At 71.0% G+C, this 12,055-nt stretch carries 12 protein-coding genes; 10 read left to right on the forward strand and 2 right to left on the reverse strand.

What is annotated here, in order from left to right:
• Together BIV01_RS13550 and BIV01_RS13555 are read right to left on the reverse strand one after the other, a co-directional pair.
• Positions 1-2,489: hypothetical protein (locus BIV01_RS13550; protein WP_139199361.1), on the reverse strand; the 2,489-nt coding region annotated here is incomplete at its 3' end.
• Positions 2,490-2,586: 97 nt separating this feature from the next.
• On the reverse strand, positions 2,587-3,072 hold the full coding sequence (locus BIV01_RS13555) for a glutathione peroxidase (protein WP_071303179.1): 486 nt from the start codon (positions 3,070-3,072) through the stop codon (positions 2,587-2,589).
• A 70-nt stretch (positions 3,073-3,142) separates the two neighbouring features.
• Here BIV01_RS13555 and glmS point away from each other — a divergent pair, with 70 nt between their 5' ends.
• From glmS to BIV01_RS13605, 10 genes are all read left to right on the forward strand, one after another.
• Complete coding sequence (glmS, locus tag BIV01_RS13560; RefSeq protein ID WP_071294747.1) at positions 3,143-4,990, forward strand: glutamine--fructose-6-phosphate transaminase (isomerizing); 1,848 nt, start codon at positions 3,143-3,145, stop codon at positions 4,988-4,990.
• Between the two features lie 7 nt (positions 4,991-4,997).
• Positions 4,998-5,378: a holo-ACP synthase gene (locus BIV01_RS13565; RefSeq protein WP_071294746.1), complete on the forward strand. Its 381-nt coding sequence runs from the start codon at positions 4,998-5,000 to the stop codon at positions 5,376-5,378.
• Positions 5,375-6,478 carry an alanine racemase gene (gene alr / locus BIV01_RS13570; protein WP_254790717.1) on the forward strand — a complete coding sequence of 368 codons (1,104 nt, stop codon included), beginning with the start codon at positions 5,375-5,377 and terminating at the stop codon, positions 6,476-6,478. Before BIV01_RS13565 ends, alr (BIV01_RS13570) begins: the two co-directional genes overlap by 4 nt.
• On the forward strand, positions 6,475-7,635 hold the full coding sequence (gene alr / locus BIV01_RS13575; protein WP_071294744.1) for an alanine racemase: 1,161 nt from the start codon (positions 6,475-6,477) through the stop codon (positions 7,633-7,635). Before alr (BIV01_RS13570) ends, alr (BIV01_RS13575) begins: the two co-directional genes overlap by 4 nt.
• Positions 7,632-8,156, forward strand: coding sequence for a tRNA (adenosine(37)-N6)-threonylcarbamoyltransferase complex ATPase subunit type 1 TsaE (gene tsaE, locus BIV01_RS13580; protein ID WP_374115182.1), 525 nt, complete (start codon positions 7,632-7,634; stop codon positions 8,154-8,156). The genes alr (BIV01_RS13575) and tsaE overlap by 4 nt, the downstream gene beginning before the upstream one ends.
• A gap of 45 nt (positions 8,157-8,201) precedes the next feature.
• Positions 8,202-8,801, forward strand: coding sequence for an NAD(P)H-dependent oxidoreductase (locus BIV01_RS13585; protein WP_071294743.1), 600 nt, complete (start codon positions 8,202-8,204; stop codon positions 8,799-8,801).
• 67 nt (positions 8,802-8,868) lie between these two features.
• The gene (gene tsaB, locus BIV01_RS13590) at positions 8,869-9,495 is read left to right on the forward strand and encodes a tRNA (adenosine(37)-N6)-threonylcarbamoyltransferase complex dimerization subunit type 1 TsaB (protein WP_071294742.1); all 627 of its coding nucleotides are present in this window, start codon (positions 8,869-8,871) and stop codon (positions 9,493-9,495) included.
• Positions 9,492-10,058 (forward strand): ribosomal protein S18-alanine N-acetyltransferase, encoded by a 567-nt coding sequence (gene rimI, locus BIV01_RS13595; RefSeq protein WP_071294741.1) that lies wholly within the window; start codon positions 9,492-9,494, stop codon positions 10,056-10,058. The genes tsaB and rimI overlap by 4 nt, the downstream gene beginning before the upstream one ends.
• Positions 10,051-11,100: a tRNA (adenosine(37)-N6)-threonylcarbamoyltransferase complex transferase subunit TsaD gene (gene tsaD / locus BIV01_RS13600; RefSeq protein ID WP_071294740.1), complete on the forward strand. Its 1,050-nt coding sequence runs from the start codon at positions 10,051-10,053 to the stop codon at positions 11,098-11,100. The genes rimI and tsaD overlap by 8 nt, the downstream gene beginning before the upstream one ends.
• A 123-nt stretch (positions 11,101-11,223) precedes the next feature.
• Positions 11,224-11,946, forward strand: coding sequence for a DUF4190 domain-containing protein (locus BIV01_RS13605; protein ID WP_071294739.1), 723 nt, complete (start codon positions 11,224-11,226; stop codon positions 11,944-11,946).
• Positions 11,947-12,055: the final 109 nt, after the last annotated feature.

Here is a 12,055-nt window from a genome sequence, read left to right on the forward strand (position 1 = left end):
CGGAGCGCGGGCTCGGTCGCTTCGTCCCGCGCCGTGAACTCGTGCCGTTGGTCGCTGCCGTTCGCGGTCAGCACGAGGGCCAGGCGGTCCTCCTTCGCCTGGTCGGCGGTGATCGCCAGGGACCACTTGCCGGCGGCATCGGCCGTCACCGGGTCGATCGGGCCGATCAGCGCGATGCGCACACCGATCTCGGCCTTTGGCTTGGCGGTGCCGGCGATGGTGAACGCTTCGCCCTTCGTGTACGTCGTTCCTGACGTGATCACCACTGGTGCGGGTTGTTTGGCCGGATCGGCAGTGAAAGTGACCGACTCGAAGTGGTCGAGGTGGGTGCGGAATCGCAACGTGAAGCGGTCGCGGTTCGTCGCGGACTCGTTGAGAGTGTGTTTCCACGTGCCGTCGGCGCCGGTCGCGACGCTCTTCGTGACACCGTGCTCGTTGGTGATCTCGAGCGTCGTCGAGCGCGGTGCGGTCCCGGTGATCGTGAAGGCGTCGCCCTTGCCGTAGGTCGTGTCGGACGTGATCGCGAAGGGCACTGCCTTCTGGTCGGGGTCCGGCGTGAAGGTGATCGTCTGGTGCTCACCAGCGACCGTGCGGAAGCCGAACGTCAGGCTGTCGAAGCGAGTCAAGTACTCGTTGAGCTGGTACGACCACTTGCCGTCCGCATCGGTCTTCGTGTTCCTCGTGAGCTCGAGGTACTCGGGGAAGACGTCGATCGTGCTCGAGCGGGGTCCGGTACCAGTGATCGTGAAGGGCTCTCCCTGCACGTACTCCGTACCGGAGGTGACTGCGAAGGGGACGGGCTTGGTGCTCGGCTTCCCCGCGAGCATGACGGTCTTGGCGTCGCCACTGTTCGGTCGGAGTCCGAGGACGAGCTCGTCGACGTCGGTCGCGCGGGCACCCAGCTCGTACGCCCAGGTCCCGTCCGCGCGGATCCCGATCACCGCGGGGACGCCACCGGAGATCGAGATCTCGAGCGGAGTGGAGCGTGGGCCCGTGCCGGTGACCGTCAACGGCTCGCCCTTCGTGTACGACCGGCCCGACGTGACAGCGAGTGCGTCGGGATCGGCCTGCAGGGTGACACTCTCGTGCTCGCCGAGGTGGTTGTCGAGACCGACCGCGATCGAGTCGGTGTCCGTGAGCTCCGCGTCGAGCGTGTACGACCAGTTGCCGTCGGCATCGGTCTCGGCAGTGGCGCTGCCCCTCGGCACGCTGATGGCGACACCGGTGTTCCGTGGCGCGGTACCGGTGAGGGTGAACGGCTCGCCACGCGTGTACGTCACTCCGGAGGTGACGGCCAGCGGGACCGCCCGCTGGTCGGGGTCGGCGGTGAACGCGATCTCCTTGAACTCGCCCAGGTGCGTCCGGAAGCGAAGGGCGAGGCCGTCAGCGTTCGTTGCGTACTCGTTGAGCATGTAGGACCACTTGCCGTCAGTCGAGGTGTCGACCAGGGTGGCGAATCCGGCCGCGGAGACGACCTCGAGCTTGCTGGAGCGTGGCGCGGTTCCGGTCACCATGAACGGTTCGCCCTTGATGTACGTCGTGCCGGAGGTGACGGCGAAGGGGACGGGTTCGTTGTCGGGGTCGACGGTGAAGGTGACGGTCTCGAACGCACCGAGGTGGCTGCGGAAGTGGTAGGTGAGGCTGTCTTTCCGCGTGGCGGAGTCGTTGAGCTCGTGGGCCCACTTCCCGTCGGCGTCGGTCTTCGCGGTGCGGCTGAAACCGGTCTCGGCGGAGATGATCTCGATGGCGTTCGATCGGGGCCCGGTGCCGGTGACGGTGAACGGTTCGCCCTTGATGTACGTCGTGCCGGAGGTGATGGCGAAGGGGACGGGTTCGTTGTCGGGGTCGACGGTGAAGGTGATGGTCTCGAACTCGCCGAGGTGGGTGCGGAAGTGGTAGGTGAGGCTGTCGTTCCGCGTGGCGGAGTCGTTGAGCTGGTAGGACCAGTTCCCGTCGGCGTCGGTCTTCACGGTGCGGCTGAAACCGGTCTCGGCGGAGATGATCTCGACGGTGCTGGATCGAGGCCCGGTGCCGGTGATGGTGAACGCTTCGCCACGGATGTACTTCGTGCCCGACGTGATCGAGAGCGGTACGGCCTTGTCGTCGCGGTCGACGGAGAAGGTGATCCGCTCGAATTCGTCGTCGATGGTACGGAAGTCGAAGGTGAGGCTCTCGTTCCGAGTCGCGAAATCCGTCAGAGGGTACGACCACTTCCCGGCCGCGTCGGTCTCGGCGCCCCTCGGGAAGCCAGGATCGTCGGAGGCAACTTGAATGGTGCTGGACCGCGGGCCGGTGCCGGTGATCGAGAACGGCTCACCCTTGATGTACTTCGTGCCGGAGGTGATCGAGAACGGCACCGGAGCGGCGCTGGAAGCGACATCGAGCCGGTGGGGCGAGGCGTGCGCCGTGGCCGGGACGATGACGGGCGCGACGATCAGAGCGAGGCCGAGTGCGCCGATCGAGCAGGCCCGGATGGAGTTGGGGAACATGGAACATCCTTCGTGTGCGGATGTTCAATATGACATATTGCAGACGGGTGATGCTTGGAACATAGCGATCGCGATCACTCTCGATCGGCCTTCGCGATCAGACCGGCAGCGCCGCCTCGATCGCAGCGATCACCTGCGGCGCATCCGGCTTCGTCGTCGGGCGGAACCGCGTGACCGTGCCGTCCGGGGCGACCAGGAACTTCTCGAAGTTCCACGTGACCCGCCCGGCCTTGCCGTCGGCGTCCGGGGTCTCCTTGAGCGCCTGGTAGAGCGGGTGGGCGCTCTTGCCGTTCACCTTGACCTTCTCGGACATCGGGAAGGTGACGCCCCACGTGGTGGAGCAGTACTCGTCGATCGCCTCGGACGAGCCGAGCTCCTGCAGGAACTGGTTGCTCGGGAAGCCCAGGACCGTGAAGCCGCGGGGCCCGTACTCCTTCTGGAGCGCCTCGAGCTGCTCGTACTGCGGAGCGAGGCCACAGCGCGACGCGACGTTCACGACGAGCACCGCCTTGTCCGCGAACGCCCCGAACGTGGTGTCCTCACCGTGCAGCGTCGTGATCGCGATGTCGTCGAAGCGTCCCATGTCCCAAACGTTATCCCCAGCCCTGCTGGTTCGCAGGGTCGTCGTCCAGCCAGACCGTAGGATCGTCCCCATGTGTGGAATCGTCGGCTACGTCGGCAGCAACAGCAGCCAGGACGTCCTCCTCGGTGGTCTCCGTCGGCTCGAGTACCGCGGCTACGACTCGGCGGGCATCGCCGTCGTGGACGGGTCGCACGAGCTCGCGTCCGCGAAGAAGGCGGGCAAGCTCCAGGCCCTCGTGGACGAGCTGGAATCGCACCCCATCGCCGACGGCGGGACGGGCATCGGCCACACGCGCTGGGCGACCCACGGTGGCCCGACCGACGGCAACGCGCACCCGCACCTGGCCGACGGCGGCAAGCTCGCCCTCATCCACAACGGCATCATCGAGAACTTCTCCGAGCTCCGCGCCGAGCTCGAGGCCGAGGGCGTCGCGTTCCTCAGCGAGACCGACTCCGAGGTCGCGGCACACCTCGTCGCCCGGTCGTTCCGCGCGACGGGTGACCTGACCGCCGCCATGCAGCAGGCCGTGCAGCGGCTCGAAGGGGCGTTCACGCTCCTCGTCGTGCACGCCGACCAGCCCGGTGTGGTCGTCGGCGCCCGTCGCAACTCCCCCCTCGTGGTCGGCCTCGGCGACGGCGAGAACTTCATGGGCTCCGACGTGGCCGCGTTCGTGGCCTACACGCAGCGCGCCCTCGCCATCGGGCAGGACGAGATCGCCACGATCCGCCCCGACGGCGTCGACGTCATCCACTTCGACGGCACCCCGGCATCGCCGAGCGAGTTCGAGGTGAACTGGGACGCCTCCGCGGCCGACAAGGGCGGCTGGACCTCGTTCATGGCGAAGGAGATCAGCGAGGAGCCCGAGGCCGTCGCCAAGACCATCCTCGGCCGCGTGCACGACGGTGCCGTGACGCTGACGGACCTCGACCCGATCGCCGACCGCCTCGCGCAGGTCGACCGGGTCATCGTCATCGCCTGCGGCACCGCGGCCTACGCCGGCATCCTCGGCAAGTACGCGATCGAGCAGTGGGCCCGCGTCCCGGTCGAGGTCGAGCTCGCGCACGAGTTCCGCTACCGCGACCCGGTGCTGAACGACCGCACGCTGGTCGTCTCGATCAGCCAGTCCGGCGAGACCATGGACACGCTCATGGCCGTGAAGTACGCCCGCGAGCAGGGCGCCCAAGTCCTGTCGATCTGCAACACCCAGGGCGCCACGATCCCCCGTGAGTCCGACGCCGTGATCTACACGCACGCCGGGCCCGAGGTCGCCGTCGCGTCGACCAAGGCGTTCATCGCGCAGGGCGTCGCGCTCTACCTGCTCGGGCTGCACCTCGCCACGCTGCGGGGCACGCTCACGGCCGAGCAGATCGCCGAGCAGGTCGCGGAGCTCGAGGGGCTCGCACCGAAGCTGCAGCAGACCATCGACGACGCGTCCGGCATCAAGGACCTCGCCCGCTGGATGGCCGACACCCGGAGCGTCCTCTTCCTCGGCCGCCACGTCGGCTACCCGATCGCGCTCGAGGGTGCCCTCAAGCTCAAGGAACTCGCCTACATCCACGCCGAGGGCTTCGCCGCCGGTGAGCTCAAGCACGGCCCGATCGCCCTGATCGAGCCGGGGCAGATCGTCTTCGTGATCGTCCCGTCGCCGCGCGACCCGCGGTCGCTGCACCCCAAGGTCGTCTCGAACATCCAGGAGATCCGCGCCCGCGGCGCCCGGGTGATCGCGATCGCGGAAGAGGGCGACGCCGCCGTGCTGCCCTTCGCCGACGAGGTGCTGCGCATCCCGCTCGCGACGCCGCTGTTCGAGCCGCTGCTCGCGGTCGCACCGCTGCACATGTTCGGCATGGAGCTCGCCGCGGCCAAGGGCCTCGACGTCGACCAGCCGCGCAACCTCGCGAAGTCGGTCACCGTCGAGTAGTCGCACGATGATCATCGGCATCGGTGTCGACGTGGTCGACCTGGAACGGTTCGAGCGGGTGCTCGACCGGACGCCCGCGATGCGCACGCGCCTCTTCACCCCGTCGGAGCTCGTCCGCGACGGGGAACCGCGACCGATCGCGTCGCTGGCCGCGCGGTTCGCGGCGAAGGAAGCGCTGATCAAGGCGTTCGGGTCGAGCGCCGGGCTGAGCTGGCAGGACCTCGAGGTCGTCTCCGACGACCAGCGGAACCCGTCGCTGACGCTGCGCCAGGGGGCGCGCCAGGTGGCGGACGGGCGCGGGGTGACGAGCGTGCACCTCTCGCTCTCGCACGACGGAGGGATCGCGACGGCGTTCGTGGTCCTCGAAGGAACAGGGGCATACAGGTGAGCGCGTTCACCGGCATCACGGTCGATCGGGAGGCGCTGATCGCCAACTACGCGACCGTCGCCGAACAGGTGGCACCGTCCGGCGTCATCGCGGTCGTCAAGGCCAACGGCTACGGCCACGGCGCAGCGGAGTCCGCGCAGGCCTTCGTGGACGCCGGCGCGGAGTGGCTCGGCGTCGCGGACATCGACGAGGGGATCGCCCTCCGCCACGCCGGCATCGACGAGGGTGTCCGGATCCTGGCGTGGCTGCACGCCCCCGACGAGGACTTCCGTCGCGCCGCGCAGTACGGCATCACCCCGGCGGTCTCGAGCGTCGACCAGCTCTCCGCCGCCGCCGACTCCGAGGTCCCCGCGGTGCACATCTGCGTCGACACCGGCCTGAGCCGCAACGGCGCGGTCGAGTCCGAGTGGTCCGAGCTCTTCGCCACCGCCGGTCGCCTTGCCCGCAGCGGCAACCGCACCCGCATCGAAGGCCTGATGTCGCACCTGGCGAACGCCTCCCGCGCCGACGACCTCGACCAGGACGCCGCCCTCCAGCGGGCGCTCGACGGTCTCGCTGCGAACGGCATCGTTCCCGACATGGTGCACCTCGCCGCCAGCGCCGCGAGCCTCGCAGTCGCGGAGACCCGGCACGACGTCGCCCGGGTCGGCCTCGCGCTGTACGGCCTCAGCCCGTTCCCCGACCGCACCTCGGCCGACCTCGGGCTCCGCCCCGCGATGCGCGTGACCGCCGCGGTCCTCCGGACGGTCCCGGTGCGAGCTGGCGAGGGCGTCAGCTACGGCTACACCTGGCGTGCGACGACGGACACCCGGCTCGCGGTGATCGGGCTCGGGTACGCGGACGGCTTCGACCGCGACTTCGGCAACCGCGTCTCGGTGCGGATCGGCGACCGCACCTTCCCGGTCGTCGGTCGCGTGGCGATGAACGCCATGCACGTCGACATCGGCGACGCCGACGTCCGGATCGGCGACGAGGCCGTGCTCTGGGGCGACCCGGCGAACGGCGACCCCGCGGTCGAGGACTGGGCCGCCGCAGTCGGCACGATCAACTACGAGGTGGTCGCCCGGGTCGGCCGCAGCGTCGAACGGAGGACCTCGTGAACGCGCCGCTGCGCCGAGCCCAGATCGACCTCGACGCCTACCGCGCCAACCTCGACCTGGTGCGCGAGTGGATGGACCCGGTCGAGCTCATGGCGATCATGAAGGCCGACGCCTACGGGCACGGCCTCGAGCCGATCGCCCTCGCCGCGGTGGACGCGGGCATCCGGTGGATCGGCGTGCTCACGGTCCCCGCTGCCCTGCGTCTGCGGTCGATCGGCGTCGGCGAGGACGTCCACCTCTTCACGTGGCAGCACGACCCCGCGCTGGACTTCCGCGACGCGATCGACTCCGCCGTCGACCTCGGCGTCTCGAACGTGCCGGAGCTGCAGCGGGTGATCGACGCCGTCGACCAGCGTCCCGCCCGGGTGCACCTCGGCTTCGACTCCGGCCTGCACCGCGACGGTTCGACGCCGGACGACTGGCCCGCCCTCGTGGCCCTCGCCCGCGACGCCCAGCGTGACGGGCGCATCGAGGTCGTGGCCGCCTACACGCACCTCGCCGAGTCCTCCGACGACGAGGACGCCTCCGCCGTGGCGCTCTTCGACGACGCGGTCGAGCAGGCCGACGACCTCGGCCTCGACATCCCGACGGAGCACGTCGCCGCCTCGCTCGCCGGGCTCGAGCGCAAGGAGTTCCGCAAGGACATGGTCCGGATGGGCGCGAACCTGTTCGGCATCCCCGGTGCCGACGGCGTCTCGGCGGCCGACCTCGGCCTCGAGCCCGTGATGACCCTGACCGCGTCGGTCGCGAAGACGAAGCGCGTGCCCGTCGACACCGGTGTCTCGTACGACTACACGTACCGCACCACCGCCGAGACCACCCTCGCGCTCGTCCCGGTCGGCTACGCGGACGGCGTCCCGCGGTTGGCGCAGGGCCGCATCGAGGTCGCGATCGGCGGCACGCGCTACCCGATCGCCGGTCGCGTCGCGATGGACCAGTTCCTCGTGGACGTCGGCGACGACGACGTCCGGGTCGGTGACACCGTCGTGCTGTTCGGCACGGGTGAGCACGACGAGATGACGGTCCTCGAGTGGGGCGACGCGCTCGGCACCATCGGCGAGGAGATCGTCTGCCGGATCGGCACCCGGGTGCCGCGCGTCTACGAAGGGCACCGGGTCGAGGGCCACGTCGCCGAGTACCTCCGGGGCGAACGGTGACCGACTCCCACGTGCTGCTCGACACCACCGCCCGGACCACCGAGGAGATGGGTGCACTCGGTGCCCGGCTCGCGGCCGTCCTCCGTGCCGGTGACCTCGTCGTCCTGACCGGTCCGCTCGGCGCTGGCAAGACCACCCTGACCCGGGGGCTCGGCGCAGCGCTCGGCGCCCGCGGGCAGGTCTCGAGCCCGACGTTCGTCCTCGCCCGGACACACCCGACCTCGGCCGGGCCGGACCTGGTGCACGTCGACGCCTACCGGCTGTCCGACCCGGTGGAGCTCGACGACCTCGACCTCGACTGGGACGCCTCGATCGTCGTCGTCGAGTGGGGGCGTGGGTTCGTCGACGGCATCTCGGACAGCGTCCTCGACGTCGAGATCGTCCGCGCGACCGGTGCCGACGACTCGGTCGCCGGTGACGACAGCACCCCGGACGACCTCGACCCGGACGACGTCCCCGACGAGCCGCGCCGTGTGGTCGTCACCGCCTCCGGCCCGCGCTGGGCGGACGCCGTCCTCTGACCCTGCGGTCCTGCTGCCGTCCAGCCGCCCTCGCGAAGATGCAGTGTGCCGACGCTCATCGTGACCGCCCACCCCGACCCCGACTCCTTGACCCACCACGTCGCGCAACGACTGCGGGGCACGTTGCCCGAGGGGACGGCGGAGATCGCCGACCTCGCCGCCGAGGGCTTCGACCCGCGCTTCACCCTCGCCGACCGCTACACCTACCGGACCGGCGAGGACGCCCCGACGGACGTCGCCGCCGAACAGCAGCGCATCGACCGGGCCACCGACCTCGTCCTGGTGTTCCCCGTCTGGTGGTGGTCGCTGCCGGCGCTGCTGAAGGGGTGGATCGACCGCGTCTTCGTGAACGGGTGGGCGTTCGACGTCGGCGGCGACGAGGGCATGCGCCGGAACCTCGGTCGGCTCACCGTCCACCTCGTGCCCGTCGCCGGGGACGATGCCGGTGTCTACGACCGGCACGGGTACCGCGAGGCGCTGCAGACCCAGCTCGAGCACGGCGTCGTCGACTTCTGCGGAGCGCGCCGCGGTGCCACCGTCTTCGTGCACGAGTCCGAGCACGAGGACGCGGCGGTCCGCGAACGAGGAGTCGCCGCTGCCGTCGAGGGTGTCCGGCGTGCGGTCGTCCGGGACGACGAGCACTGACCGGGACCGCCACCGGAGTGGCGCTCGATCGGCATCGAGCAACCGCGCCGCCGCTTACGATGGGACCGTGCTGCTCGCGATCGACACCTCCGCCGGAACCTCGGTCGCCGTCGTCGACCCGGGCAGCGGGCAGGCCCTCGCGACCCGCAGCACCGAGGACAGCCGCCGCCACGCCGAGGTCATCGGCCCGTTCCTCGCCGAGGTCCTCGACGAGGCCGGCATCACCCCCGCCGACGTCACGGGCGTCGTCGCCGGCATGGGGCCGGGGCCGTTCACCGGCCTCCGCGTCGGCATCGCCGCAGCCCGCACCTTCGCCGCGGCACGCGGCGTCCCCGTCCTCCCGCTGGTCAGCCACGACGCGGTCGCGGCCGACCAGGACGGACCCGGTCCGTTCGTCGTCCTGACGGACGCGCGTCGGCGCGAGGTCTACTGGAGCGCCTACGGCCAGACCGGCACGCGCGTCGCAGGTCCCGGACTCGCCAAGCCGGCAGACCTCGACGAGGCGATCCGCGCCTCCTGGCCTGACGCCGTGGGCTGGAACCGCGTGACGGCCCTGTCCATCCCGGCCTGGAGGCTCGGCGCGCTCGCCGCAGACCGGCTCACCTCCGGCGCGCCCTTCGCCGAGGACGCGCCTCTCTACCTCCGCGATCCGGACGTCACGATGCCGGGTGCGCCCAAGCGGGTGAAGCAGTGACGCTGCCCGACGGGTTGCGCCTGCGGCGCGCCCACCCGCAGGACCTCGACGACGTGATGTGGCTGGAGCACGCGTCGTTCCCGACCGATGCCTGGTCGGCGTCGCAGATGTCCGGCGAGCTGTACTCGCCGCACGGGTACTACGTCGTCGTCGAGACGACCGAGGGCGGGGCGCCGACGATCGTCGGGTACGCCGGGCTCTCCTCGTTGGCGGGCAACCCCGTGGCGGACGTCCAGACGATCGCGGTCGCGGCGGACCAGCGGGGGAAGGGCCTCGGTCGGGTGCTCTTCACCGAGCTCCTCGACGAGGCGCGGCGGCGTGGCGTGCACGAGGTCTTCCTCGAGGTGCGCGCCGACAACCCCGTGGCCCAGGCGATGTACACGGCGTTCGGGTTCGAGCGGATCGCCGTCCGCCCCCGCTACTACCAGCCCGACGGTGTGGACGCGTGGGTGATGCGGGCGGAGCTCGTGACGGCTCCCAGCGTCGGGCCGTCCGGCGTCGGGCCGTCCGGCGTCGGCCCGTCCGGCGTCGGCCCCATCGGACAGGAGGCCCTCGATGGCTGAACCACTCGTGCTCGGCATCGAGACGAGCTGCGACGAGACCGGTGTCGGGATCGTGCGTGGCAACACCCTGCTCGCGAACGTCATCGCGTCGAGCATGGAGGAGCACGCGCGGTACGGCGGCGTCGTCCCCGAGGTCGCCGCACGGGCCCACCTCGAGGCGATGACCCCGACGCTGACCGCTGCGCTCGAGCAGGCCGGCGTCACCCTCGACGAGCTCGACGCCGTGGCGGTGACCGCGGGGCCGGGCCTCGCGGGGGCGCTCATGGTCGGGGTCGGCGCCGCGAAGGCCCTCGCGGTGGCGACGGGCAAGCCGTTGTACGGCGTGAACCACCTGGTCGGGCACGTCGGCGCCGACGTCCTCCGGTCGGACGGGTCCGAGATCGACCTGCCGACGGTGGCGCTCCTGGTGTCCGGCGGGCACACGTCGCTGCTGCTCGTGCAGGACCTCGTCGGCGACGTGGAACTGCTCGGCGAGACGATCGACGACGCCGCGGGCGAGGCGTTCGACAAGGTCGCGCGGCTCCTGGGGCTGCCGTACCCCGGCGGCCCGCAGATCGACAAGGCCGCGGCGGACGGCGACCCCACCGCGATCCGTTTCCCCCGCGGCTTGACGCTGCCGAAGGACATGGCCGCGCACCGCTACGACTTCTCGTTCTCCGGACTGAAGACCGCCGTCGCCCGGTGGGTCGAGCGCTGCCGTGACGAGGGGCGCGAGGTCCCCGTGGCCGACGTCGCCGCCAGCTTCCGCGAGGCCGTGGTCGACGTGCTCCTCACGAAAGCGCTGCGTGCGTGCGCGGACACCGGCGTGCACCGGCTCCTGCTCGGCGGCGGCGTCGTGGCGAACGCCCGGCTGCGGGCCGTCGCCGAGGAGCGCTGTGCTGCGGCCGGTGTCGAGCTCCGCATCCCGCCGTTCGACCTCTGCACGGACAACGGGGCGATGATCGCGGCGATCGGCGCCCGGCTCGTCGCCGAGGGGCACGCGCCGAGCGACCTCGGGATCGCGGCGGACTCGACGCTGCCGGTGACGACCGTCCAGGTCTGACGCTCGCGGGCCGACGCCGTTCCGCGTCCGGTCTGCGTCGTGCTCGCGTCCGGCCCGCAGGGGAGTGTCTGTGGGAGGATTCACATGAGGCGCCGACGACCGTGGCGCCGAGAGGGGTGGACGGTGTCCGATCAGAACCAGTGGCCGAAGCCGGGCGAGACGCCGGACAGCAACGCATCGTCGGTGCCGTCGAGTGCGGCCCAGCCCGAGTCCGGGCAGCCGCAGCAGTACGGCGCGTCCGCTCCCGAGGCACCGGCGGCAGCGCCGAACGACCCGTGGGGGCAGTCCGGACAGCAGGCGCACCCGGGTTACGGCGCCCCGCAGGGTTCGAACCCCTACGCCGCACCGCAGAACCCGTACGCGGCGCCGCAGCAGCCGCAGAACCCGTACGCCGCGCAGCAGCCGCAGAACCCCTACGGCGCGCAGCAGCAGCAGAACCCCTACGCCGCGCCGCAGAACCCGTACGCGGCCCCCGGCCAGCAGAACCCGTACGCCGCCCCGGGCCAGCAGAACCCCTACGCGGCCGCGGGCTACCAGCCCTACGCGCAGCGCCCGAAGACCAACACGCTGGCGATCCTGTCCATCGTGTTCGGCCTCGGGGCCATCCCGCTGTTCTTCATGGCGATCCTGCTCGGTCCCGCCGGCGCGATCCTCGGCCACCTCGCCCTCGGCCGCATCAAGCAGACCGGTGAGAGCGGGCGCGCCCTGGCACTCACCGGTGTCATCGCCGGCTGGGTGATGACCGGTGTGTGGATCCTCTGGATCATCGGGCTGTTCGCGTTCGCCTCGATGGGGAGCTCGTACTCGAACTACGACGACTACGGGTCCGGCGCCTTCATCGGCTGAGCACGGTCTCGCACCGTACAGAGGGGCCCGCCGACCGTGATGGTCGACGGGCCCCTCTGGCGCAGTGCCTGCGGCTGACCGCTACTTGCCGGTGAAGGTGTGGGTGATG

This window comes from Curtobacterium sp. MCBA15_013, from assembly GCF_001865095.1.
Lineage (GTDB): Bacteria > Actinomycetota > Actinomycetes > Actinomycetales > Microbacteriaceae > Curtobacterium.

Excerpts from the sequence above, each read along its gene's own strand:
- BIV01_RS13555 (WP_071303179.1), bottom strand. The coding sequence starts at position 3,072 with ATGGGACGCTTCGACGACATCGCGATCACGACGCTGCACGGTGAGGAC.
- glmS (WP_071294747.1), top strand. The coding sequence starts at position 3,143 with ATGTGTGGAATCGTCGGCTACGTCGGCAGCAACAGCAGCCAGGACGTC.
- BIV01_RS13565 (WP_071294746.1), top strand. The coding sequence starts at position 4,998 with ATGATCATCGGCATCGGTGTCGACGTGGTCGACCTGGAACGGTTCGAG.
- tsaD (WP_071294740.1), top strand. The coding sequence starts at position 10,051 with ATGGCTGAACCACTCGTGCTCGGCATCGAGACGAGCTGCGACGAGACC.